Origin of the sequence: Paenibacillus sp. JDR-2, from assembly GCF_000023585.1 — a bacterium.
In the GTDB taxonomy this organism is placed as follows: Bacteria; Bacillota; Bacilli; order Paenibacillales; family Paenibacillaceae; genus Pristimantibacillus.
In genome coordinates this window covers 3103386-3127500 of record NC_012914.1, presented here as the reverse complement: position 1 = coordinate 3127500, position 24115 = coordinate 3103386, and the positions used below count along the sequence as shown (strand labels likewise).

Genomic DNA, 24115 nt, shown 5'->3' with positions numbered 1-24115 from the left:
CGCCGCCAGCGTTCGTCCTGAGCCAGGATCAAACTCTCCATGAAATGGTGTTTGACTTGCTCAAACTTTGTTTTATCGCTTTTCCGTTATTTCTAACGGGGCAGTTTTGCTCGTTGTTCAGTTTTCAAAGAACAATTTCTTTTTCGCAACAACGTTTCATATCTTATCACGTTGTTGTTTTTTGTGTCAAGCATTTCTTTCATCATTTTGTATTTCTACTAAATCGATGATAGCTAGCTTTTCTTCCAAACCGTTTGTCTCTCGCGGCCGGAGTTATAATATAGCATGAATGGATTTTAGATTTCAACAGGTAAAAATTTACTGCTGACTTAACGTTTGATTATTCCACTAGGGATCTTCATATTCGAAACATAAGATTCTATATTATTGCTACGCTTCTTCCAAAGCTGTGCCGGGTTCATTAAGTATCAAAAGTATCAAAAGTATCAAAAGGGATCATTCTATCTTTCTCGATTTTTGTTTTCTCGTCCATTGTCAGTAGAACAACACATACAACTTGATTCATACTAACGGATTCAAATCTATATCCGCTATCCTCAATAATTTTGTTTATTTTAGGAACGATGTCCATATCCATAAAATCACTTTGTTTGCTCAGCTTTATACAAGTCCCCGTAAGTAAAATAATAATTTCCTTCATCCGTACTAAACGGATCAAAATGTTCATTGAAATCGTTAGTGAGCAGAACTTTATTAACAATGTTCTTGTCCGATATTTCACTGTCCTTAAAGAATCCCCTATCTTTATAGTAAGCGTAAGCATCGAGGATTCTTTGTTCTTTGGTTACAGTACCGAACTTCACCATACTTGCATTATGCTTTTCTTCAATGCTGTTTATGTAATTATCAACGCTGCTATAATCACTGCATCCTGCCAATAAAAAAAGAATAACAACTAACAAAAACCTCATAAACTGTCCCCCTGCTTTCTATATATCCCCATCAAACAAGTAATGATTTAGTACGTATTCCTTCTGCTTCCACGGCAGTTTCCATTTGCAGTTCCGTAATGAGCATCAGTTTTTTGCTCTCTGGCGAGTCTGGATACAGTGCCTGCTTCTTAAGCATCTTCGAAACTTCCCAGACCGACCGTAAAGAAAACGCGGCAAGATAGCCAAAACGGACTGGCTCTTCATCCCCCTGCCATCCCGCCTTTCTTAGCCCGCTTATATAAGAAGAAATAAATAACTCTCGATACTCCTTAAACCGATCAACCGGTACCTGGCCCCGACTCAAACCTAACCCCAGGAACCGTCCTAGATCTTCACCCGCCCCTGAAATACTTGCGAACTGCCAATCTATCAAAGTTAGCTTTCCTTCACGCTGGTTTACATCACTCAACATAATATTCCGCTCATAAAAATCCTGATGGGAAAATGTTTTAGGAAGCTGCTCCAGTGCAGACAGCCAATCATTGATCCAGGGTTCAAATTGATGATATTGGTCCAATATTGCGGCCACTCTTTTATCCGAAAGCAAATTGCGTTTAGTATCAGGATCAGGTTCAAAGCGGTATTTTTCGCACTCCTGTACCCACGATCGCATCCAATGCCGGTTTAACCACTTGAATTCCGGAAGCGGCTTTCCAAGCAGATACTCGGCTTGAATCTCGCCAAGCTTTTCCGTTACATAGTCGTAATCATCCCGCTTCCATGGCCTTTCTTCATTCCCCATATCTTCGATCCACAACCAAATGCAACCATTATCTTTATGGTCTATAGCATAACACTTGGGAGTTAGTAGATTCGAAGGTACATGCTCAAGTAAATTTGAACCATAAACTAAGCTTTCTCGCCGCCAATAGTTATAATGTGCAGGGTCATTCCGTAAAGGATCAGGAATAACGATTTTTAAAATAAAGGACCATGAGCGACGCTCACCGCCATTGTTTTCGCTTGTTCCCGCTATGCGGTAGACTCCATCCGTTACAAAGTTTTTATTTTCCTGACCAATCGATTTGCAGGACCATTCCGTAATAACTCCAAATTCAAATCCAGTACAGGTGTTAGACAAATGAAGAAGCCGTTCTTTATCCAATTCTTCTGATATGCGTTGTACGCTCATATGATATGAATCCTCCTATTCTATACAATCGTTTTCTTAAAGTAATAATGATTGCTTCCGACAGGCGCTTCTTCGAACACGGCAACCTGAACATAACCATGCTTGAGATAAAATAGGGGAGCTTGAAAACTGAACGTATTTAGCTTAATAAACGTGCAGCCCTTCTCTCTAGCAATCTGCTCGATCTGATTCAACAGTTGCGCCCCGTTTCCCTTACCTCTCTGAGTGTCGTCGATCCACAGGATTTCGACTTCAATCCAGTTCCAGCACAGAGTAGACAACATCCCTCCAATAATGATGCCGTTCTCGTCCTTCAACGTTAAGTTGATCTCTTCATAGCGCGAACTTAAATCTTCCGGAACGTGTTTTGCGTTAAACTCGATTAATTTATTTCTAATGTAGGTGCTTTCTTCATCATTACCAAATGAAATAGCAGTATCGGACATGATCGTTCCCCTCATCCCATTAGTCATCAATCAGAATGTACGTTCGCCAAAGGATATGCAATATCCTTTTTATGTTAAAGAAAAAAATGTAACCCCACTCAAATTTTTGAATGGGGTTACACAATTAAAGCAGTAATTTCTTAATCTCCGTCTCATACTCTTCTTGTTTGAAAATAAATGGCGGAATCTTCTCGAGCCAATCCACCTGGTTCCCAATGTATTCAAAGGTCTCTATTTTTTCATCACCTGTACTTCGGTCGTAACCAATTCGATTCCATCTAATGAAACGGTCCTGTTTCTCAACCTCTGCAACTAGCAATGTACACCACAAATCGCAATCATCGGGACACATGAGCACGGGAAGCAACACAATCGGATCTGAGGAATGAAAGCGGCTTAGAACAAATTCCTTCTCAGCAGGCATACACATCCATTCCGGAATAGTCGGAACCAGTCCGAGTAGACTCTTCTCAGGATATTGTTCATTTAAAAAGTAGTCTAATGGAGCGCCATCCACTACAAAGCAATAGTGCTCATCGTCACAATATGTACTTTTCATCTTTTTTACTTCAAATTTATTAACATGCATTGTATTTCACTCCAAATCAGCCAGCTCTCTCAAATATACCCGAGCAGCCATCCTCCCGCCAGCCCCGCAAGCACAACCAGCCAAGGCGGCAGCTTCCAATAGACTAGCATTCCGAACAGCAATAAGGCTAGAACAAAATCCTGCCCCTCCTGTACGGCCGTAATCCATAAAGGATTGTAAAGTGCTGCAAGCAAGATACCTACTACCGCCGCATTAATGCCAACAAGCGCGCCTTGCACCTTCGCATTGTGCCGAAGCGTACTCCAGAACGGCAACGCTCCTGCCATTAGCAGAAAAGCCGGCAGGAAAATAGCTACCGTTGCCACTAGCGCTCCCTTTACGCCGCTTATCATCGCGCCGAGGTAAGCCGCTATTGTAAATAGCGGTCCGGGAACTGCCTGCGTTGCACCGTAACCGGCCAGGAAATCTGCTTTGCTCATCCAACCCGTAGGCACCACTTCGCGCTCCAGTAATGGCAGTACCACATGACCGCCGCCGAAGACGAGCGAGCCCGATCGATAGAAGCTCTCGAACAAGGCCAGCAAGCCTTCTCCGCCAATGAACTGTCTTACAACCGGCAAACCTATTAACATAGCTGCAAAAAGCCCCAGACAAAGCATGCCCGTCCGTCTGCTGATGGGTACTGGCACTGCAGTGCCAGCTTCCGTTCCTTCGGCCTTTCTATACAAGAGATAACCGATCCCACCGGCCGCCAGAAGAATAAGGATCTGACTTACGGCGGTTTGCCACAATAAAGTTATGGCCGCAGCCAAGATAGCCAGAGTTGCCCGGTTCCGGTCCGGCGCCAGCTTTTGCCCCATGCTTAATACCGCTTGGGCAACAATCGCAACCGCAACAATTTTCAATCCGTGGATCCAGCCGGAATTTCCGATATCGAATCCTTGCATAAGCAGAGCAAACAAGACAAGAAGGATAACCGAAGGCATCGTGAACCCGATCCATGCAGCGACTCCTCCTAGCCATCCTGCTCGCAAGATGCCTATCCCAATCCCAACCTGGCTGCTCGCAGGACCCGGCAGGAACTGCGCTAAAGCAACAAGATCGGCATAACTGCGCTCATCCATCCAGCGTCGGCGCTTTACATATTCATTGTGAAAATAACCAAGATGTGCGGTAGGACCGCCAAACGAAGTGCATCCAAGCTTAAAAGAAACGACCAGTACTTCGAATAAAGGCTTCAAGTCGATTGTTCCTTTCCAGGTTTTTCACTTATTATATAAGTATAATGGCAAGCCGTTAATCTCATTTACAGTTTCTTAACGTAAAAACTAAAAACAGAAAGTGGGTATTCCCGAGATGGAACCAAAATGGTTAGAGTGGGCTAAACAAATGCAAGCTATTGCGCAAACCGGACTAACATACGCAACAGACGTTTATGATATAGAGCGTTACGAAGCATTGCGTCAGATGAGCATCGAGATTTTGGCTGAATACACGTCCGTTAGCCATGAGCAAATCGCCCTTGCTTTCGCAAGCGACAATGGGTATACCACACCAAAAACCGATATCCGTGCGGTCGTGTTCCGCGATAACAAGATCCTATTAGTCCAGGAAAAAATAGACGGCGGTTGGTCCATGCCTGGCGGCTGGAGCGATATTGGTTATTCCCCTAAGGAGATCGCCGTAAAAGAAACGCAGGAAGAGGCCGGTTTCGATACCTCTGCCATTCGTCTGCTAGCTGTACTCGATAAGAAGTTCCATAACCATCCGCCAAGTCCTTATCATGTCTATAAAATGTTTATTCTTTGCGAGATCATTGGCGGCGAAGCCGCGGCAGGCGTGGAAACCAGCGATGTCGGTTTCTTCGGCATTGACGAACTGCCTGAGCTTTCTATCGAACGAAATACGGTTGAGCAAGTCAAGTTGATGTTCGAATACCTCCATAATCCAAGCAAAGAAGTAATAATTGATTAAGCCTCCGCCATGAAATGAAAAAACACGCCGATCCCTAGGGATCGGCGTGTTTTCTTATATTTGTATTACTGTTGAGTTGTTTTCTTCCAGTCTGCCGCAAATTTCTCCATGCCTTGATCCGTCAAAGGATGCTTCGAGATCTGTTCGATTACCGAGAACGGAACCGTTGCAATGTGTGCGCCAGCCATTGCTACGCGGGTAACATGGTCAGGGTGGCGGACAGATGCCGCGATGATTTGCGCATCCAGGTTATGAACGCGGAACAGTTCGGCCACTTTCGCAACCAGTTGAACGCCATCTTCGGAGATATCGTCCAGGCGGCCAAGGAATGGAGATACGTAAGTCGCGCCTGCGCGTGCGGCAAGAAGCGCTTGGTTAACCGTGAAGATCAGGGTTACGTTTGTTTTAACCCCTTTTTTCGTCAGGTAACGGCAAGCTTCAAGTCCAGCCAAAGTCATGGGCAGCTTGATTGTAATATTTTTATCGTAGTTGTTAATTTTAATGAGTTCGTCAGCTTGCGCAATCATCTCTTCGGCTGTCAGGGCATCTGGCGTTACTTCGGCAGATACCGATTCAACCTCAGGTACTTCGCGCAAAATTTCAGCAATACGGTCTTCGAACTTAACGCCTTCTTTGGCAACCAGCGATGGGTTAGTCGTTACGCCGGACAATACGCCAACTTTGTAGGCTTTCTTAATATCTTCCAAGTTTGCTGTATCGATGAATAATTTCATTAGTAACAACCTCCGAATAATATTATTAGTTAAATTCTTTAGCTAATTTTACTACGTTTTTCGTGCTGAATCCAAAGTATTCCATAACCGCGGTTCCTGGGCCGGATGCGCCAAACGTATCGATGGACATCACTTTGCCCTCTTTGCCGGCATAACGGTCCCATCCAAGCGAGATACCCGCTTCAATCGTAATACGCTTCATTACCGAGTCAGGAAGTACGCTTTGTTTGTAATCTTCGGACTGGCGGTCGAACAGCTCACGGCTAGGCATAGCCACAACGCGAACCGAAATATTCTCTTGCTCGAGTTCTTTCTTCGCGTCAACGGCAAGGGATACCTCGGAGCCTGTACCAATCAGGATGACATCAGGCTGGCTGTTTGTCTCCGTCAGGACGTAGGCGCCATTTGCCACGCCTTCCACATTAGCTTTCGTTTCTTCGTAGATCGGCAGGTTCTGTCTGCTGAGAACCAAGGCTACCGGACCATCCTGCTGCTGTAAAGCGTAAGCCCATGCGCTAGCCGTCTCGTTCGCGTCGGAAGGACGGATAACCGTCAAACCGGGGATCGTGCGGAGTGCTGCCAGCTGCTCGATAGGTTCATGAGTAGGACCGTCTTCCCCAACCGCGATGGAGTCATGCGTGAACACGTAAGTGACAGGCAGCTTCTGAAGCGCTGCGAGTCGAATGGACGGACGCAGATAGTCGCTGAAGACGAAGAAGGTACTTACGAAAGGTTTTACGCCGCCATGAAGCGCCATACCGTTGCCGGCTGCACCCATTGCATGCTCGCGTACACCGAAGTAAACGTTACGGCCAGCATAGGAGTCAACCGCAAACTTGCCTTCACCGCGGATATCCGTCATTGTCGAGTGGGACAGATCGGCGCTGCCGCCAAAGATCGAAGGAACGATTTTCACAAAATGATTAATCGCTTCGCCGCTCGCCACGCGAGTCGAGATGGATTTCGATGTGTCGAAGGTCAGAATGTCAGCCGCGTCCAGCTTGAACGTGCCGTTAAGCACTTGCCCAAACTCGCTGCCTTGCTCAGGATATTGCGCTGTGTATGAAGCAACCAGCTCGTTCCAAGCTGCTTCTTTCGCAGCACCCTGCCCCTTCAGTTCGGCAAAATGAGCTTTAACTTCTTCCGGTACCGTAAACTCTTCTTCATACTTCCAGCCGTAAACCGCTTTTGTAGCAACCGCTTCTTCCTTGCCGAGCGGATTGCCGTGTACTTTATTGGTACCCGCAACTTTACTGCCGTAACCGATGATCGTACGAACCTCGATGATTGTTGGTTGGGAAACGTTGTGCTTTGCTTTTTCAATCGCTTCGGAAATAGCGGCGAGATCATTGCCATCCTCTACGCGCAAGTATTCCCATCCAGCAGATTCTGCTCTCTTGCGAACATTTTCCCCAAATGACAGATTAAGCTCGCCGTCGAGGGAAATATCATTCGAATCGTACAGTACGACTAGTTTGCCCAGCTTCATGTGTCCGGCCATCGACATGGCTTCATAGGAAATACCTTCCATCAAGCAGCCGTCTCCAACAAGAGCGTACGTATAATGATCAACAACCGGGAAACCTTCCTGGTTGTATTTGGCAGCCAAATGCGCTTCAGCCATCGCCATGCCAACCGCATTCGCAATCCCTTGACCAAGCGGTCCCGTAGTAGCGTCTACGCCGTCCGTATGACCAAATTCAGGATGACCAGGCGTCTTGCTGTTCAGCTTGCGGAATTGTTTCAGATCTTCGATAGAAACTTGATACCCCGTCAAGTGCAGAAGGCTGTACAGCAAAGCGGAGCCATGGCCGGCCGATAAAACAAAGCGGTCGCGGTTGAACCATTTGGCATTTGCAGGGTTATGGGACAATTGCTTGCCCCACAGCGCGTATGCCATCGGAGCCGCCCCCATCGGCAGCCCCGGATGACCGGAATTCGCGGCGTTGATTGCATCGATCGACAAAGTACGGATCGTATCGATGGATAATTGATCAATGTCCAGTTTGGTAAGCATACTCTTCATCCTTCCGTTTCGTTTCTGTATTTTCCTTCGAATCAAACCACCAATGGAAACCGTCTTCCGCTAACAAAGCGTCAGCTTCCGCGGGACCATTAGAGCCCGCTTCATAAGAAGCGAGTGGAACCAGATTTTCCTGGAATGCATCCAGAATCGGCTGCACCCAAGCCCAGGCAAGCTCCACCTCATCCCAATGCGCGAAGAAGGTTGGATTACCGACAAGCGCATCGTAGATCAGGTTCTCGTAAGCCTCAGGAATATCCTTGCTGCTCTCATGCAGTTGGATCTGCACCGGCTTCAGCTCGCCGTTCTCCTTCGTATTGAGCTGCAGCATAATGCCTTCGTTAGGATTGATCTCAATCAGAAGGAGATTCGGCGCTCCGCCTAGCGCAGCCGTTGAAGCTTGATGCAAAGCTTCCTTAAATTCCACTACAATGCGGGTTGATTTCTCGTGCAGCCTTTTTCCGGTCCGGATATAGAACGGTACTCCGCGCCAGAAATAATCATCAACTTGCAGCTTCGCCGCAATGTAAGTGTCGTTCACGGAGCTGGCGGCAATGCCCGGCTCGGAACGGTAGTCTTTTACCGGAGTGCCCCCAATCGAACCGGAAGTATATTGTCCGCGGATAACATTCGCGCTTACCTCCGATTTCGACAGTGGAATCAGGGCTTCCATGACTTGTTTCTTATGCTTCCGTACATCCTCCGGCGAGCTGTTGTGCGGAAGATGAATGGCCAGCATCATCAGCATTTGAAGCATATGGTTCTGGAACATGTCTCTAACGGCGCCTACATGATCGTAATACCCCGCACGTTCTTCAACACCAACCGTTTCGCTTGCCGTAATCTGTACATTTGCTATATATCGGTTGCTCCATAGAGCTTGAATGATCGGGTTCGCTGATTCCAGGACTTCAAGGTTCTGAACCATTGGTTTGCCTAGATAATGATCAATCCGGAAAATTTCTTCCTCAGCAAAAGACTTGCTTAGCTGCTCGTTCAAATCGCGTGCCGATTGCAGATCATGACCAAACGGCTTCTCGATGACCAGGCGTTTCCAACCTGCAGTAGAGCCAAGACCGCTTTCCGCAATATTCGAAGCGATGGTTGTGAAGTACTCCGGACCTACCGATAAATAGAACATCCGGTTAGGCGGAAGCTGAAGAGCACTTTCCCGCTCCTCGATAATACCAAGCAATTTCTTATAATCATCTGTACGGCCGATATCAAGAACCGTATAGCGGAATTTGCGAATAAAGGATTGCATCAAAGCCTGATCTTGAATCTCGCGTCTTGAGAACTGGCGGAGAGACTGTTCAATATTCGATTGGAAGAACTCGTCTGTCCATTCCCGTCTCCCGAGTCCAATTAGAGAAAAGGCCTCCGGAAGCTTTCCATCAACGAATAAATTGTATAGGGCAGGATATATTTTTCTTTTGGCTAAATCGCCTGTAGCACCAAATAAAACAAACGTTACTGGTTCCATGGTTGCTCTCCCTCCAACAGAACTTTTGAAAGCTTCTGTTTTATTTTCTGTAGTTCCACTATAATACGATTAAGAGCCATACAAGTAATTAATATATTTTACAGGAGCTATCGACCACGTCTATGACCAATAACTATGAACTATACAAAGTGTTTTATTGGGCTGCCAAAACAGGCAGTTTGACCCAGGCCGCAAAGGTCCTCTACCTCACTCAGCCAAGCGTTAGCCATGCCATCAAGCAGCTCGAGGAAAGCTTTGGTCTGACGCTGTTTTTCCGCAATTCCAAGGGGGTTTCTTTAACCCAGGAAGGCACGATTCTGTACTCCTATATCGAGCAGTCCCAGATCCTGATCAACACGGCCGAAGAGAAAATGATTGCGCTTAAAAATTTGGACAACGGCGAGCTGCGTATCGGCGGCAGCGATTCCTTGTTTAAACATTACCTGCTTCCTTATTTGGAGGATTTCATCAAGAAATATCCCGGCATCAAGCTGCATTTGAATCACGGTACGACGCCGGAAGTCATTACTTTTCTAAAAGAGGGCAAAATAGATCTTGGAGTTGTCCGCATGCCAATCGTGGATCCTCAGCTTGAAGTCAAGGAAAGCTTTCAGCTTCAGGATTGCTTTGTGGCCGGGGCGGTTTACAACGATTTGAAAAACAGAATACTCTCTCTAAACACGTTGCTGCAGTATCCCATTATCCTATTCTCCCGCAACAGCCGGGCTCGTATGACCATTACGGAGATTTTCCATAGCTATGGTTACATGATCAAGCCGGAGATTGAAGTTGGCAGCGTTGATCTGCTGATCGAGTTCGCGCGCAGAGGTCTCGGGATCTCGTATGTTACCCGCGAGTTTGTCGCGAAAGAGCTTGCGGAAGGATCCTTGTTCGAGATCCAGCTCGACATCCCGCTTCCTCCTTCACACATTGGAATGATGAACATGCGGAATATGCCGCTGTCCAGCGCAGCCAAACGGTTTATCGAGCAGATTAAATAATAAGAAAGAGCCAAGAACGAATTGTTCTTGGCTCCTAATACCGTTTATTATAATCTCAGCTTTTTTCCCATACATACGCTTTCTTCGCTGCCAATATAAGGTCCGTAGTTTGCAACCTGGACATAGCCCAATTTCTTGTACAACGAAATCGCCTCCGGCTGTCCCGTACCCGTCTCAAGGAGCGCATCCTGCTTCCCTTCCTCGAATGCCCATTGTTCCAGCTCTTTCACGATTCGCTGAGCTATTCCTCTGCCCCTAGCCTCCTCTTTGACAAACATGCGCTTGATTTCAACGGTATGTTCGTCTCCTGCCTCCCTGTAACAGCCACAACCAACAGGCACATCATCCAGATAAGCAACCATGGCATTTGCATCCAGCTTGACTTGATTATGCGCATCAAAAAATTGCTGCGTGTCCGGGTATCGGCTCCAAAGATCCTTATCCAGCAGCTTAATCAACTCGCGGAAATCGGGATGATCCGCAGCCACTCTTAATAATTGAATCATTGTCATTTTCCCCTCCAAGCTTAAATTAATAAATTCTATTATGGTATTAGAAAAGCCAAGAAGAGCATCCTGCTCTTCTTGGCTTCAATCTTAAGCTAGATGCTCAACCGCTACACCTTCAGGCAATACATGCAGCACCTGCTTGCGGACAGCATCGTCGTTCAGCTCCTGACCGAAAATAACAACCGTACCGCGGTCATCGCGGGCCCGGATAAGACGGCCGATACCCTGCCTTAACCGCAGGAGCATATAAGGCATGTCTACCTCCGCAAACGGATTCGAGGAATCGCTGCGCCGCGCTTCAAAGACCGGATCATTAGGAGGGAACGGCAGCGACCACAAGATAACCTGGGACAAGGATGGACCCGGTATGTCCAGACCTTCCCATAAAGTGACCGCGCAGAGTACGCTCGTCTCGTCTTTCTGGAATTCGGCGATAAGATGGCTGATCTCGGCCGAACCTTCGAACAAGAAACGATAGCTGCCCGTCAGTCCGCTTTCATCTGCTTCCTTGCGGAATCGTTCAAGCTCTTCCATGGAAGGGAACAAGAATAACGTACGTCCGCCTTTTTGCTCCAGCAGCTTACCGGCAGCTTTCATCTTATCCGCCCAGCTCAGCTCGGACTCCGATTCGCCAGGCATTAACACCTGCATCTGTTCCCCATATTCGTATGGCGAAGGCACCGAGAAGGATAACGCCTGCTCGATCCCCAGACTTTCTTTAATATAATCAAATGCTCCTCCGACACACAAGGTTGCTGAAGAGAAAACGATAGGCATTTTCTTAGAGAACACCTGCTCTTTGAGCACTTCCTTGACCCACCTTGGCATGATCACTAACGTAAGACCGTCCTTATCCTCCGAAGCCCAACTGATCGGCTTCTCTTCACGCTTGAAGAGAGACAAGGCAAACTGAATCATTTCGATATGCTCTTCTACAATTTTGAGCTGGTAATCATCAATCGTAAACAAGCCGCTTTCGAACACAAGCTCTTCCTCAATGGAAGCAAGCATGTCCTGCAGACGGTTCACCTCGCGGACCAGCTCCGGGCTCCAGAGTACTTCCTTCCGGCTGGATGCCGGCACAGCCTTGCTGTTGCGGGCGATAAGCCCGAATAAATGATCGCTCTGTACTATAGCATCCTCTACCGCGAGCGCCAGCGTTTCCCGTATCTCATCCTGCAGAAGCCGCGTAATAATGCTCTCGAATACCGCATGGTTCAGCTTGTAAGTTAACGCCTTCTGAGCCGCGGTCTCGAGCAGATGTCCTTCGTCAAAGACGACCGAGCTATGCTCAGGCAGGAGCGGAAGCTGGCCTTCGCGCTTGCGTGCCTCGTAAGTCCATACATGTTCCATGTAGAAGTCATGCGAGCATATAATCAAATCGGCAGCTTTCCGATAGTGATCGCGGGACAGGGTTTGACCACAGCGATGCCTTCTATCGCAAACCAGACAATCCTGGAATACATCCCAGCCTAGTTTGGACCATTGATCATCGTTTAGTGACGGGTAGTCTTTGCGGTTGCCGTAAGGATGAAAGCTTTGCATCGTTTCCGGCTTATGGACAAAAGAAGGCAATTCGCGGAAGATCCCGTCGAAAGCCTCCGCGTCCTCGTCAAAGGCTGCTCTTGCATCGTCGAGCTTGTTCAAACAAATATATTGATCGGGCGATTTCCCGAGTCTGGCATCAATCGTAAATTCCAAATAATTGGCCAGCTTGGCGATATCCCCTTCCGGCTTTACAAGCTGCTCGATAAGGGATTCGTCGGCGCAGGCGATGATAGCCGGTTTTCTGGTGTAACGGGCATAACTGATGGCATAAAGCAGATAAGCAAGGGTTTTTCCCGTACCTACTCCCGCTTCCGCAAAAATCGTCTGCTTCTCCGCATAGGCTCTTTCAAGCTGAAAAGCCATATAGATCTGTTCGTCGCGAACTTCAAAGCCCGCTTCCGGCAGCTGTTCATAAAAGACATCCGCAATCCAGTCGCTTGCCTGCTGAATAAATGGAAGCTTGGGATCAAACTCAAATGGATAATGATTGCTCACTTATTTTCCTTCCTCCACAAAGCACAAACGGCTGCGTTTCCATACGCAGCCGTTTGGCTATTCCCCCATAAATTAAGTACTAAAAGTCAAATTCCGACTTTGGCTTGCGCGGCTTTGGCTTTGCTTTTTTCTGAAGAGCCGGCAAGTGCTTCATGCTTCGTCCCATCGGTCCTTTGCACATTGGACACAATTGTTCTTCGGCAGCCATTTCATCCCGAATCCATGCTTTACAATCTGGATTTTTGCATTTCAAGATTTTGGTCGGTATTAGTTTTGGTTTCGTGATGTCTTCGCTTGTAGCCACTTTTTTTTGCATCCTTTCCTTAACGCGTAAAAACAAACTTCGATTAATATATCACTTCCATAGCTCTTAAGTCAAAGGGGCTAGGCCGTTTTTTAAAAAGAAAAAATTCACCCCGTGATGAGGTGAATTCTTCATCAATAATTTGCTGATTTTACGCTTGTTTTCCCACTTCAATCTCAATCGAGATTTTCACTTCGTCGCCAATCAATACGCCGCCTGTTTCCAGTGCCGCATTATAGGTCAATCCATAATCGCTGCGTTTAATGGAACCTTTGCCGCTGAAGCCGGCCTTCTCATTGCCCCATGGATCTTTGCCTGCTCCTTCAAAGGTAACGGAGAAGGTTTCCGAACGAGTGACGCCATGAAGGCTGACATCACCTGTCACCTCATATTCATCGTCACCGTTCTTCACGATATTGGTTGATTTGAAAGTCAATTCCGGGAACTGGGCAATATCGAAAAAGTCGCCGGTACGCAAATGATTATCACGATCCGCGTTGCGTGTATCAATGCTGCTCAGATCGACGGTGAAGCTGATAGCCGCTGTCGTCAGATCTTCAGGATCGGCATCGATCTCAGCCTCAAATTTGTGGAAGGTGCCTTTAACCTTTGCGATCATCATGTGCTTAATGGTGAAATCCACACTGCTGTGCGTGAAGTCTACTGCCCATTTCGAATTTGCCATGAATGTTCCCTCCGAGTCATCATTATTAACTTACTAATTTTTATTAAATTAATAAAATATACCTAATAACGATGTTATCGGAAAAATAACCCATTGTCAATGCTTTCCTATCCTCCCAAACGGATTGCCGATACCAACGACCATACTCCGAAAACAAGCAATACGATACCTGATAATACGTTAATCCATCGCATGGCCATTGCATTCAGAGCCGTTCGGATTACCCCTACCAAACCAGCGAGCAGAAGCCACCACAACATGGAGCCAAGGAAGATTCCTAGCACAAGCAGGAGCGAATCCCCTGCTGTTGCTTCCGCAGAGTGCTGTATACCCGCAAAAATAGCCGCAAACGATAAGATCGTCATTGGATTTGTAAGAGTCAGAAGGAATGTTGTCAAATAAGCTCTCGCCAGTCCGTTATTTAATTGAAGCTCTTTCCCGCTATTCGGCAATGCCCGGACCGATTGATAACCTAGGTAACATAGAAACAATCCTCCAATTAATTGGATCCATATTCGCTGGTCAACCAGTACATTCGTTAATGCCGTAAACCCAATCGCGGCAATAAGCCCGTATACGGCATCGGCAGAAGCCGCTCCAAGCCCGGATAAGACGCCATACCATCGGCCTTGGTTGATCGTTCTTTTCATACATAACACGCCAATCGGCCCAACCGGGGCTGCAATCGACAACCCCACAAGAACCCCGCTCCACATACTCATGCTGACTTTTCCACTCCTGTTTTACAGGGTAATCCTCATAAGAATTCCTGCAATATCGATGTCTTCCTCATTCTTTAACACTTTTAAGTCGTATGGTTTAAACCCGAATTGATTATACATAAGTAAAGCTTTTGTATTAGGGCTATGGCAAATCAGGTTCAATTCAATTAGTCCAAGCTCTTCTTTAGCCCGATTCAGCATCGTTTGGATTAAAAACCTGGCCGCACCAATACGGCGGAATTGCGTGCCGATGATCACATTGCCCAGCCATCCACTGTTGCCTTCTTCCACATCGTATAGATTGGAGTACCCGGCCGGCTCACCGTTATATTCAATTACCGTAGGCACTCTCCTGGTTAACGACACCTCATATAGCTGCTCCGGATTGATCGGAAACGTTCCTTTCGGAAACATATAAAAGGCTTCTGAGGCATTGGCAGGAAAAGCGGCAATTCTCTTAAAATCTTCTTGTGTGCTATCGCGAAACGTAAGCAAGACAATACCCCCTTTAATAATCCCAAAGCATTCCTATTATAGCATTGTTTTTTTCTGCAGGGATAAGCAAAGAAGCAAGAGCATACGGATGCCCTTGCTTAGTGATTTTCACTTCTCATCGCATTGCTATTTCCGCTTCAAATCATCACTCATATAAGCCATACTTCACCTTTATCCTCTCGAGCTTTTCCAGCATCGGCTTCGCTAGTATAAATAGAAAAATAACGGTCGCCGCGGCATGGATGAGATCAAACCAGAATCCTGATGCATAGGTTGCGATCAAAGCTTCACGAGAAATAGAAGGCGTAAACATCAGCATCGAGCCGATATTAATGATTCCTCCGTATATGACGAAAGTCGCTAGTCCGCCAAATAAACATAACGAAAGCTTATTTATTCTAAGCCAGCCCTTCCTGAACAGGAGGCCTGCAATGAAACCAATGATGCCGAAGCAAAACATCTGCCAGGGGGTCCACGGCCCTTGCCCGAAGAAGAAGTTCGAGACGAAGCCTGACGTCGCCCCGACCAGAAACCCTGCCTCCGGACCAAAGCTCACTCCCGCAATAATGACAATGGCCACTACCGGCTTAAATTGGGGGAGCATAAAAAACGCTGCTCTGCCCGCTACGGCAATGGCAGACAACACGGCAATAACGATCAGCTCCCGGGCTTGCGGCTTTCTTCGCTCGAACACCATAACAAACGGAAGCATCGTATAAAGAATAATCAGCAGGCTGATAAAATAATACTTTCGGTCATCCAGGGCAAACACTCCAAGCAGAATGGTTGCCGGGATCACAATAACAATGAGAATTGCGGATATTAGCGTTCGCTTGCCGAACCGGCTTCCTGTCTTTTCTATCCCTTGTTCCTGCATAGCTTGATCACATCCTCTGCCGTTACCGCATGTCGCCAGACATGACGCACCATCCGGTTCGCGGATGTCGTATAGAAGCTGTTCCCTGCGAAGAAGCTCTTCGCAGGCCCGCTTGACGTGATGCCGCCGTCAAAGAACATAGCGCATACATCCGCATATTTGGCGCAAAATTCGATATCATGGGAGACCATCAGAATCGTGACGCCGGTTGCATTCAACTGCTTCAAGTAGGAAGCAAGCTTAGCCTTGAAAAAGCTGTCGAGCCCTTTCGTTGGCTCATCCAATAGAAGGATCCGAGGCTCAAGCAGCAACACTTTTGCTAACGCCGCTCTTTGCTGCTCCCCTCCACTGAGGTCATACGGATGCATGGCTAGGAGCGGCTGCAACTCAAGAAACTCGCATACCGCCTGGACTCTGCTTGCCTTCTCTTCCTTCTTCATTGCGGAATCGGACAGCATTTCGTATAAATCCTGTTCAACCGTCTTCTTCACGAACAGATGCTGCGGATTTTGCGGAAGGTAAGCCAGTTTATTCCGATACAGCTCTTTAGACTTCATCGAGGCTACATTTTCTCCTCCGGTATACACCTTGCCGCGATAGGGCCGATAGAGCCCTCCTGCCAGAGATAGAGCAGTCGTCTTCCCCGTTCCGTTACCGCCAACTAAACAATAGAACTGTCCTTCCTTCACTTCAAAAGACAAGTCTTTAATAATATCAGGGCCATTCTTCTCGTATTTGAACCATACATCCTTGAATCGGATAGCTGACTGTTTGACAGATGATGAAGGAGCAGGAACAGCAGATCCTCCAGTAATTGATGCTGCTTCGTGGATGAGGAGATTTCCCTTGTTGTAGCTGTCGAGCCACTGACGGCCTTCTTTCACAGTTACCGGATAAGAGGAGTCGCTTGCTACTCCGGCGTAAATCTGCATAGGCGACGGCATCGCTGTGAACATCGGATGATTCATCTGCCACAAGGCCTCCCCCGCTTTACGCGGATGCTCATCTACAATAATCCTGCCGTCATCCATGACAATGAAGCGATCCGATACCGGAAGCACCTCTTCAAGCCGATGCTCGGTCATTATAATGGTCGTACCAAGCTCCTGGTTGATTTTACGCAAGGTTTCGATAAAATCAGCTGCGGCAATCGGATCAAGCTGTGAGGTTGGCTCGTCTAGCAGCAATACCGATGGATGCATGGCCATAATAGAGGCAAGATTAAGAAGCTGCTTCTGACCGCCGGACAGCTCCGCAACCGACTCATGGAACCAGGTCTGTATACCGAAAAAACTGGCCATCTCCGCTACGCGAAGCCGAATGGTCTGTTGATCTAAGCCTAAGCTTTCGAGCCCAAAAGCCAGCTCATGCCACACTTTATCGGTAACGATGCCATTATCGGGATTTTGTTGAACAAAGCCGATTTCGGAAGCTTGCGAACGCTGGTCCAGTTCTTGAATAGGCTCCCCGCGGAAAGCAATACTGCCCTCGCGCTTCCCATGCGGAGTCAGGATTGGCTTGAGCTGACGCAGCAGAGTGCTTTTCCCGCTACCTGATTTTCCGCCAATCGTGACAAACTCGCCGCTTTGAACCGTTAAATGAATAGAATGCAAAGCTTCCCTTTCCTGCAACGGAAACGTAAAGCTTACATTTTGGATGTGATAGATCTCCACTTGATTGCCTCCATCGTATGTTGAATAACCGGCAGCATGCAAAAGCCCAAATAAGCCGCATAGATCAGAAAGCTAAACGGCGTAATAGCCGCTGTTTTAATAGAGGGAAAAAATCTCATCGAATTCAACCCGCTCGCTTCGCCAATCAAGATCATGACAATCAGGCTGAGCATAACGGCCATAATTCCTTTATCCCGGTTATCAAACCTGTAAAGCGAATAGCTCGTACGGCCAGTCAGCCCGTATCCCCTCGATTTCATCGAATCAGCCGTCTCAATTGCATTTTCCAGCGCCCAGGTCGTCATAATCGATAAGATTTTCAGTCCGTTATTGGCTCTCTGTATGATGTTCCCTTGCGATACGTCTTTACCTATACTTCTCTGGGCATAAGAAATCCGCTTGATCTGTTCCTTATATCTTGGCACAAATCTCAACACCATTGATAAGATAAGGGACATTGCCGGGATCAGCTTGCCGAATAAGTAGATAAATTTATCCGAGGTCATAACCGCGTTGTAGCAGGAGAACCAGATTAAGACGGTCACAAACATGCATGCGGATGAAATCCCGTACAGAATGGATTCGAGCGTAACCGGGTTACCGCTTTTTAAATAAAAAAGGATCGTAACGCCCGCATGATTAAAAGCCGGGTTTATAAATGCGGTAAAGAGCAGCAACGGAAGTATAAAAATCAGCTGGAACCGCACCGCTCCCTTGCCTCTCAGCAGAATGGAATAAACAGAGGCACTAACCAGCGCGATGCCTTGCATTACGGGATGCATGAAGAACATGCCAAAGAGCAATACAGCCGTAAAATAAATAAAGTTTATTAATGGATGATAGCCGGCAAATCCGCTCCGGTTCATGACTTAACCCCTGCTCCCGCGGAATAGCCGCCGACATCGCGCCCAAGATCGCAAGTGTATACCCACTCTACAACGTCGCCGTCTTTTAAGGCGTACCTGCTCGCTCCATAGTTAGGAAACCAGCCGTTCACTTTATACATCCAACCGCTAAGCTCCCCGCAGTCGAATTCGTAAATATTATGAATACCTTCGACATAATTGCTGTTATAAATCGGAGTCATCTCAAATTCCATATGAATCTTGTTCTTCTTCATTTCCCGGAGAAGGACGTCAAAGACCGACTCGCCTTCATAAAAGGTAACTTTCTGCTTCGGATAAATAACGCCGTCCTTCGGCAAAACTTCAAGTTTATCTTCGTTGAAGCTGTCCAGATTGTTTAATATCGTTGCGGCTGACACCGACAGCGTAACGGAGAGTGGCTTCTTCTTGTCGATCTTTGCATCCTGCCACTCTACCGGCTGGGGCTTTCCTGATGGAACCGGGTCCGTCTGATACTTATCCTTCGTCTCTTCAGGCGAAGCAGCCGGAGGTTTTGTTGCCGGAGTCGCTTCTGCCCCCTTCCCGGACCCGCTGCCGGAGGGTTTAGCCGATTCCGAAGGAGTTGGTGAAGCTTTAGGTTCACCTGCCGGCTTAACTGTCTCCGTTGCATGACTACTGTCCGAATTCGTAGCAGGCGGCTTTTCAGTCGAGGGAGACTGCTCTTGTCCCGTAGCTGCCGGCTCCTCGGAAGGTAGACCGCTTGATGAGGATTTATCGGCTTCCGTCTGCTTTAACGGGTCTTCTCCCGGTTCAGATTGCGTTTGGTTTGCCGCGTTGCTAGGCGGTGTTGATGCAAGCTCTTCCGCAGGGGGCGGCGTGGTCGCAACCGCGCTCTCCGAGGTTGGGTTCTTTGCGTAATTCCCGCCCCAGAAGTAAGCAATCGCCAACACTCCGATGATAAGCATTGCGGACAGCCATTTTTTCTTGTTCATCCTGTTTCCCACCTCTTCATGAAGAAATAACGAAGCAAGGGCATACGAATGCCCTTGCTGAGTCTAAGCTTATTTCACGTCTGTCATGTCATAGAGACGGGTATTTCCGCTTTTGAACCTGTCATAAGCGACCAGAGCATAAAATGCCTGATCCGTTGCCATCAGATCCACTTCGCCAGGCTGGGCTCCGCCATTACCGGTACCGCCGGATTTAACATGGTAAAATCCGCCGCCCGATGCCGAGTAGCCAAGCAATGCGTCCAGTACGTTACGGCCGTTTTTCACAAAACGGGAATCGGTTTGCGGATCAATGCCAAGCGCGGTCAATGCGACAACAACTTGTGCGGAGCTCTCCGAGTTAACCGCCCCGCCGCTAGCGTAACCGCCATCGGCTTGTTGTGCTTTGGAAAGCCATGTTATGCTGCGTTCAACAGCTGCCTTCACGGTTGGATTAGCGTTATAGTATGGCGCCAATGCCTGCAGCACCATTGCCGTAATATCCGGGTCCGCTTCAGTCGGCTTCTCGCCAAGTGCCCAGCCTCCGCCTGCAATCTCCCGGTTAAGAATAAAATCTATTAGGAGCTCTTTGGTAGTCTGTGTTTTCACACTGGGATCTGCCGGAATCGAGTAACCCTTGCTGTCCAGTGCGATCAGTGCAAAGATTGGTCCATTAATCCCTTGCTTAATTACGGTCTCGTAATCCGCCAAAGGTTTTGTCAGGTCATAACCTGCTACATTATGAATGTCTCTTCCGATGGCCGTTAAAGCCAGAATGACCCGGTCGTATTCCGTGTATTTCACCGAGTGAAGCTTACCTTCTTTTTCTTTTACCGCCTGCTCTACGTTCGAGTAATATTTGGCGAAATAGGAATCCGGCACGGGCATGCCGGAACGCGCCAGCCCTAGAACCGTCCATTCTCCGCCTACGCTCGCAATAACCGGATCGGTTACGGTTTTTTGCAGGAAGGCAGCCGTTGTCTTGATGTGACCCTGAACCTCCAGCTGCTTTGCGTCAACCGGACTGCTGCCGGAATTGCCCGCTTGTTTATAATCGTAAGAACGCATTGCCACTACGGCTGCCATCTCGCGGGTAACCTCGGTATGCGGATCAAACTTGCCAGACGATCCTGTCATCAATCCCGCTTCTACGATGGTTGCGATATCAGACTGTGCCCATACCGATGCACCCTGCAAATCTTTGATCGCGGTTTGCGGTTGTGCCGCTTTGATGCCAAGCGCCCGGACAATCGTCACGGCCATTTCTTCGCGCGTAATGCTTGCGTTTGGATTAAAATGCTGCTGATAGCCGTTCATATAGCCGGCTTGGGCAACCGCATTAACATAAGGCGCGAACCAATCCTTCGTAGTTATATCCGTAAATCCGGCTGAAGGCGCGGTTGTTGGCAGAGCCAGAATGGAAACGAGCATTTTCGCAAACTCTGCTCTTGTAACCGAATCTTGCGGATGGAACTTACCGCCGCTGCCTTGCACAAAGCCTTTTTCGGATGCCTGTTCAATCGCTTGCTTTGCCCAAGACGAAATTTTGGAAGCATCGGAATAAAGCTTTTCTAATCCGCTTGTAGCCGGAGGTATACCTGTCCCCTCAGAACCGCCTGTACCGCCTGTTCCTCCCGTTCCTAAATCCGTATTTCCGTCGTCATCCCCATTGTTATTGCCGTTCTCGCCCGGCGTTTCCCAATCATCCGGATTAACTCCTAGATCGATACCTAAATCCGTTGTGTAACGCCATTGCAGCTTATCGCCGTCTTTAAGCTCATAAAGGCTTGCACCATAGTTTGGGTAAACGCCGTTGACATTGTACATCCATCCGCTTCCGCTGCCATGATCAAATTCACCGTCACCTGCAATGGACTGTACATAAACACTGTTGTATTTCGAAGTAAAGACGTATTCGTAAGTCAGGCCTTTGCTGTCGAGTATCCGTTTGAGCACGCTCCATGCGGTATCTCCCGAACGCAGCTCAATTTTCGTGCTTGCAACGGTATAACCCTTGTTGATCGTCAATTTGTCAACGGACAAGGTTACATATTTCGTAACCGTAGGCGGAGGATTGCTTCCCCCTCCATCTACAACGATAGTGCTCTCAGCGAAAGCAACATAATCCGTAAAATGATTGGTCTTGATAATCAGATCAGAACCGTTATCGTACGCGTATTCGTTCTTGCCGCTTGCAAGACCAAGCGCATCGCTGGCGAATTTCGCAACCGAAGTGGCAACGCCGCCCTCGATATAAGCAGCGCTTTTGCCGCCCATCCCTTTAAGCGTCAAGGTAACGAACTGATTGAATTGCACGCGTGCGCTTCCGCCCATCGAAAAGGCAACTGCAACATCATCCAGTTTTTTGCCGCTTGCAACAATGTTCTTCATTTGATTTTGCAAGGCGGAATCGGCAGCATTTAAGGTAGTAAGCAATTGAATGCCTGCTGAATCTCCGGATGTCACTTGCGTGCCTTGCGGAATCAGGATCGAATTATTTCCTTTTACCGCTTCAATCCGCGGCAGCGCGGTGTTAAGCGGAAGACTAAGCTTTACATCGGATGTTTTGCCGCCAGGAATCGTAATGCCGATTTGTCTGCCGCTGTCTGCCGCCGTCACCGGTATTCGGTAAACTTCCGAATCATCCGGAACCGCTACTTGCGGCGTATTGCCTGCCGGAAGTATCAAATCACCGGGATTAGCCGGTTGTTCAGTAGACAGCGTGACATCCGTCATATCATAAAGCGATTTCTTCTGTTTCAGGAAACGGTCATAAGCAACAAGTGCATACGTACCTTGATCGGTCGCCAATCCATTGACGCCACCTGTCTTGGTATGACGGAAACCGCCATCAGGCAAAGCATAGAGTAAGAATGCATCAATCAGGGAATGGCCGTTCTTCACAAAACGGGGATCCGAGTTGGAATCGATTCCTAATGCGCTAAGCGCAACAATGACCTGCGCGATGCTCTCGCTCGAAGAATAACCGCCGTCAACGCTGCTTTGCGACTTGGACAACCATGCGACTGCACGGTCGGCAGCTGATTTGACATCAGGATTGCTGTTGTAATAAGGTGCCAAAGCTTGAAGCGCCATAGCCGTCAGATCCACATCAACAAAGCTGCCAAAGCCCCATCCGCCTGCATTTTCGGTACCTTTCTTAATTTCCATATCAACCATGTATTGAATAAGATTGGCTCTTGTAGACTGAACCGCTACGGCTGCTACGGCAGGAATATCGTAATTGTGGCTGTCCAGTGCAAGTAAGGCAAAGGTTGGCCCATTAATCCCTTGAGCAATAACTTTATTGAAATCTGCCAACTTCTCGAGCTGATTAAATCCACCGACATTCGTTACATCTTTGCCAATCGACGTCAGCGCCAGGATAACTCTGGAGTGCTCGGTATATTTATTTGGATCTAGAACGTTTTGTTTATCTTGAACAGCCGCTACGACCTTGTTGTAATAAGTGTCATAGTAGCCGTCCGGTACTTGGTAGTTGCCGCGTGCCAAGGTTAGGACCGACCATTCGCCGTTTAACGTTCCGAAGACGGGATTGCTTACCGTTGATAATAGATAAGCCAGATTGCGGTCAACGTATTGGTTGATTGTACCTGCAGCACTTGCCTTATATGTAACCGTATAAGTCTGCGTTGCCTGGTTGCCTGCACCGTCCGCTGCTTTGATAACAATCGTATTCAAGCCAGATACAAGACCAGCTGTATATTGTCCGCCGGATGGTTGCAGCAGGTTCCCGTTCAGCTTAACTTCAGGGTCAATTGTTTGCGGAACATTATCCGTAACCGATACCGAGAACGGAAGCTGTTGTTCCGTTACGATCTGATTGTTAACGAATCCGTTAACCGTTATGGAAGGAGAGGTCTTATCCTGAGCTCCTGCCAGCTCTGTCAAAGCCGAATTAACTTCCTCTTGCGTGCTTTCAATATTTTCCAATGTTGCGTATGCATGTTCGTACGCAGGTCCAATCTTCTCATCATTCAGTAATTCCTGTTTGTCAGGTGAGCTATTGATTTCGGCAACCGCTTCCGTTAAATCATCCTTGTTCGCAAGTCGGATATCTCCCCACTCGCTGCCAAGGTCAGTTCCATACCCGAAAACGGTAAATTGGACACGGATGACATCGCCGTTTTGCGGTTCATAATTCGAGAAGCCAACGGGAGGGAAGGCATTATTCACCGCATACATCCAACCGGACATAAAGGTATAATCGAATTCTCCAAGCCAATTCTCATCCACTTTGCCGCCAAACGCAGCATTGTTTTCTTCCATCATCTTTGTAAGATAGGATGGAAGCTGAACCGGACTGGAATCGTTATCTTTTACTTTGGATAAGTAAAAAGCGCTATCGATCGATCCCGAATGCTTGTAGTTCTCTTCCCCAAGGAGACGGTCGACCAAAGCCGCCCCATTGTCCCCTTCATAAAAAGGTACTTTTACGGGCTCTTTAATATAGCCCTGGCCAAGCGTAAATTTCTCCACATCCAGCGTGACGTATCCTTCCGGCGTGACTGCCGGGTCGGCGTAAGACACGCGGGCCGGCGTAGCCGCAACGGATAACGTTACCGCTATAACAAGCAGCCATACTAACCATTTATTCTTTTTCATTACAAGCTCCCTTTCTATAACTCTCTCATTCTCTCGGGCACAACTACTGAT

21 protein-coding genes and 1 rRNA gene (1 of these 22 running past the window's edge) are annotated in these 24115 nt (G+C 47.7%); 2 read left to right on the top strand and 20 right to left on the bottom strand.

The window, feature by feature from the left end; translation table 11 throughout:
- From PJDR2_RS13710 to chrA, 6 genes are all read right to left on the bottom strand, one after another.
- A 16S ribosomal RNA gene (locus PJDR2_RS13710) occupies positions 1 to 44 on the bottom strand; it reaches 1502 nt to the left of the window's first position.
- A gap of 558 nt (positions 45 to 602) precedes the next feature.
- A complete protein-coding gene (locus tag PJDR2_RS13705) occupies positions 603 to 932 on the bottom strand; it encodes a hypothetical protein (protein WP_015844300.1) in 330 nt (109 codons plus the stop codon).
- 31 nt (positions 933 to 963) lie between these two features.
- Complete coding sequence (locus PJDR2_RS13700) at positions 964 to 2085, bottom strand: phosphotransferase (protein ID WP_015844299.1); 1122 nt, start codon at positions 2083 to 2085, stop codon at positions 964 to 966.
- Between the two features lie 20 nt (positions 2086 to 2105).
- Positions 2106 to 2531, bottom strand: coding sequence for a GNAT family N-acetyltransferase (locus PJDR2_RS13695; RefSeq protein WP_015844298.1), 426 nt, complete (start codon positions 2529 to 2531; stop codon positions 2106 to 2108).
- A gap of 124 nt (positions 2532 to 2655) precedes the next feature.
- Positions 2656 to 3120 (bottom strand): hypothetical protein, encoded by a 465-nt coding sequence (locus PJDR2_RS13690; RefSeq protein ID WP_015844297.1) that lies wholly within the window; start codon positions 3118 to 3120, stop codon positions 2656 to 2658.
- A 29-nt stretch (positions 3121 to 3149) separates the two neighbouring features.
- Positions 3150 to 4322 (bottom strand): chromate efflux transporter, encoded by a 1173-nt coding sequence (gene chrA / locus PJDR2_RS13685; protein ID WP_015844296.1) that lies wholly within the window; start codon positions 4320 to 4322, stop codon positions 3150 to 3152.
- Positions 4323 to 4437: 115 nt separating this feature from the next.
- Here chrA and PJDR2_RS13680 point away from each other — a divergent pair, with 115 nt between their 5' ends.
- Positions 4438 to 5055, top strand: coding sequence for an NUDIX hydrolase (locus PJDR2_RS13680; protein ID WP_015844295.1), 618 nt, complete (start codon positions 4438 to 4440; stop codon positions 5053 to 5055).
- 65 nt (positions 5056 to 5120) lie between these two features.
- Here PJDR2_RS13680 and fsa read toward each other — a convergent pair whose 3' ends face one another.
- The 3 genes from fsa to zwf are packed head-to-tail and all read right to left on the bottom strand — an operon-like array spanning position 5121 to position 9295.
- Entirely contained in the window at positions 5121 to 5789 is a 669-nt protein-coding gene (gene fsa, locus PJDR2_RS13675; RefSeq protein WP_015844294.1) for a fructose-6-phosphate aldolase, read from the bottom strand.
- 25 nt (positions 5790 to 5814) lie between these two features.
- Positions 5815 to 7806: a transketolase gene (tkt, locus tag PJDR2_RS13670; RefSeq protein ID WP_015844293.1), complete on the bottom strand. Its 1992-nt coding sequence runs from the start codon at positions 7804 to 7806 to the stop codon at positions 5815 to 5817.
- Positions 7784 to 9295 carry a glucose-6-phosphate dehydrogenase gene (zwf, locus tag PJDR2_RS13665; protein WP_015844292.1) on the bottom strand — a complete coding sequence of 504 codons (1512 nt, stop codon included), beginning with the start codon at positions 9293 to 9295 and terminating at the stop codon, positions 7784 to 7786. The genes tkt and zwf overlap by 23 nt, the downstream gene beginning before the upstream one ends.
- Positions 9296 to 9417: 122 nt before the next feature.
- Between zwf and PJDR2_RS13660 the strand changes: the two genes are divergently transcribed.
- Positions 9418 to 10296 carry a LysR family transcriptional regulator gene (locus tag PJDR2_RS13660; RefSeq protein ID WP_015844291.1) on the top strand — a complete coding sequence of 293 codons (879 nt, stop codon included), beginning with the start codon at positions 9418 to 9420 and terminating at the stop codon, positions 10294 to 10296.
- A 47-nt stretch (positions 10297 to 10343) separates the two neighbouring features.
- Here the strand turns inward: PJDR2_RS13660 and PJDR2_RS13655 are convergent, their stop codons facing one another.
- The 11 genes from PJDR2_RS13655 to PJDR2_RS31930 form a co-directional block, all read right to left on the bottom strand.
- A complete protein-coding gene (locus PJDR2_RS13655) occupies positions 10344 to 10802 on the bottom strand; it encodes a GNAT family N-acetyltransferase (protein WP_041613443.1) in 459 nt (152 codons plus the stop codon).
- A 90-nt stretch (positions 10803 to 10892) separates the two neighbouring features.
- Complete coding sequence (locus PJDR2_RS13650) at positions 10893 to 12848, bottom strand: ATP-dependent DNA helicase (RefSeq protein ID WP_015844289.1); 1956 nt, start codon at positions 12846 to 12848, stop codon at positions 10893 to 10895.
- 79 nt (positions 12849 to 12927) lie between these two features.
- Entirely contained in the window at positions 12928 to 13152 is a 225-nt protein-coding gene (locus tag PJDR2_RS13645) for a cold-inducible protein YdjO-related protein (RefSeq protein ID WP_085982415.1), read from the bottom strand.
- A 151-nt stretch (positions 13153 to 13303) separates the two neighbouring features.
- Positions 13304 to 13837 (bottom strand): YceI family protein, encoded by a 534-nt coding sequence (locus PJDR2_RS13640; protein ID WP_015844288.1) that lies wholly within the window; start codon positions 13835 to 13837, stop codon positions 13304 to 13306.
- Positions 13838 to 13944: 107 nt separating this feature from the next.
- The gene (locus PJDR2_RS13635) at positions 13945 to 14559 is read right to left on the bottom strand and encodes a LysE family translocator (RefSeq protein ID WP_015844287.1); all 615 of its coding nucleotides are present in this window, start codon (positions 14557 to 14559) and stop codon (positions 13945 to 13947) included.
- A 21-nt stretch (positions 14560 to 14580) separates the two neighbouring features.
- A complete protein-coding gene (locus PJDR2_RS13630) occupies positions 14581 to 14973 on the bottom strand; it encodes a GNAT family N-acetyltransferase (RefSeq protein ID WP_150106481.1) in 393 nt (130 codons plus the stop codon).
- Positions 14974 to 15199: 226 nt separating this feature from the next.
- Complete coding sequence (locus PJDR2_RS33165; protein ID WP_015844285.1) at positions 15200 to 15931, bottom strand: ECF transporter S component; 732 nt, start codon at positions 15929 to 15931, stop codon at positions 15200 to 15202.
- Positions 15913 to 17604 carry an ABC transporter ATP-binding protein gene (locus PJDR2_RS13620; protein ID WP_015844284.1) on the bottom strand — a complete coding sequence of 564 codons (1692 nt, stop codon included), beginning with the start codon at positions 17602 to 17604 and terminating at the stop codon, positions 15913 to 15915. The genes PJDR2_RS33165 and PJDR2_RS13620 overlap by 19 nt, the downstream gene beginning before the upstream one ends.
- Positions 17577 to 18470 carry an energy-coupling factor transporter transmembrane component T gene (locus PJDR2_RS13615; RefSeq protein ID WP_015844283.1) on the bottom strand — a complete coding sequence of 298 codons (894 nt, stop codon included), beginning with the start codon at positions 18468 to 18470 and terminating at the stop codon, positions 17577 to 17579. Before PJDR2_RS13615 ends, PJDR2_RS13620 begins: the two co-directional genes overlap by 28 nt.
- Positions 18467 to 19441, bottom strand: a complete 975-nt coding sequence (locus tag PJDR2_RS13610; protein ID WP_015844282.1) for a DUF4430 domain-containing protein — start codon at positions 19439 to 19441, stop codon at positions 18467 to 18469. The genes PJDR2_RS13615 and PJDR2_RS13610 overlap by 4 nt, the downstream gene beginning before the upstream one ends.
- A 69-nt stretch (positions 19442 to 19510) precedes the next feature.
- Positions 19511 to 24064 carry an S-layer homology domain-containing protein gene (locus PJDR2_RS31930; protein WP_015844281.1) on the bottom strand — a complete coding sequence of 1518 codons (4554 nt, stop codon included), beginning with the start codon at positions 24062 to 24064 and terminating at the stop codon, positions 19511 to 19513.
- Between the last annotated feature and the right edge of the window lie 51 nt (positions 24065 to 24115).

What these genes read in the sequence shown, in the direction of transcription:
- PJDR2_RS13705 (WP_015844300.1), bottom strand. Translation starts at nt 932, where the DNA reads ATGAGGTTTTTGTTAGTTGTTATTCTTTTTTTATTGGCAGGATGCAGT.
- PJDR2_RS13700 (WP_015844299.1), bottom strand. Translation starts at nt 2,085, where the DNA reads ATGAGCGTACAACGCATATCAGAAGAATTGGATAAAGAACGGCTTCTT.
- PJDR2_RS13695 (WP_015844298.1), bottom strand. Translation starts at nt 2,531, where the DNA reads ATGTCCGATACTGCTATTTCATTTGGTAATGATGAAGAAAGCACCTAC.
- PJDR2_RS13690 (WP_015844297.1), bottom strand. Translation starts at nt 3,120, where the DNA reads ATGCATGTTAATAAATTTGAAGTAAAAAAGATGAAAAGTACATATTGT.
- PJDR2_RS13680 (WP_015844295.1), top strand. Translation starts at nt 4,438, where the DNA reads ATGGAACCAAAATGGTTAGAGTGGGCTAAACAAATGCAAGCTATTGCG.
- fsa (WP_015844294.1), bottom strand. Translation starts at nt 5,789, where the DNA reads ATGAAATTATTCATCGATACAGCAAACTTGGAAGATATTAAGAAAGCC.
- tkt (WP_015844293.1), bottom strand. Translation starts at nt 7,806, where the DNA reads ATGCTTACCAAACTGGACATTGATCAATTATCCATCGATACGATCCGT.
- zwf (WP_015844292.1), bottom strand. Translation starts at nt 9,295, where the DNA reads ATGGAACCAGTAACGTTTGTTTTATTTGGTGCTACAGGCGATTTAGCC.
- PJDR2_RS13660 (WP_015844291.1), top strand. Translation starts at nt 9,418, where the DNA reads ATGACCAATAACTATGAACTATACAAAGTGTTTTATTGGGCTGCCAAA.
- PJDR2_RS13655 (WP_041613443.1), bottom strand. Translation starts at nt 10,802, where the DNA reads ATGATTCAATTATTAAGAGTGGCTGCGGATCATCCCGATTTCCGCGAG.
- PJDR2_RS13640 (WP_015844288.1), bottom strand. Translation starts at nt 13,837, where the DNA reads ATGGCAAATTCGAAATGGGCAGTAGACTTCACGCACAGCAGTGTGGAT.
- PJDR2_RS13635 (WP_015844287.1), bottom strand. Translation starts at nt 14,559, where the DNA reads ATGAGTATGTGGAGCGGGGTTCTTGTGGGGTTGTCGATTGCAGCCCCG.
- PJDR2_RS13630 (WP_150106481.1), bottom strand. Translation starts at nt 14,973, where the DNA reads ATGTTTCCGAAAGGAACGTTTCCGATCAATCCGGAGCAGCTATATGAG.
- PJDR2_RS33165 (WP_015844285.1), bottom strand. Translation starts at nt 15,931, where the DNA reads ATGCAGGAACAAGGGATAGAAAAGACAGGAAGCCGGTTCGGCAAGCGA.
- PJDR2_RS13615 (WP_015844283.1), bottom strand. Translation starts at nt 18,470, where the DNA reads ATGAACCGGAGCGGATTTGCCGGCTATCATCCATTAATAAACTTTATT.
- PJDR2_RS13610 (WP_015844282.1), bottom strand. Translation starts at nt 19,441, where the DNA reads ATGAACAAGAAAAAATGGCTGTCCGCAATGCTTATCATCGGAGTGTTG.
- PJDR2_RS31930 (WP_015844281.1), bottom strand. Translation starts at nt 24,064, where the DNA reads ATGAAAAAGAATAAATGGTTAGTATGGCTGCTTGTTATAGCGGTAACG.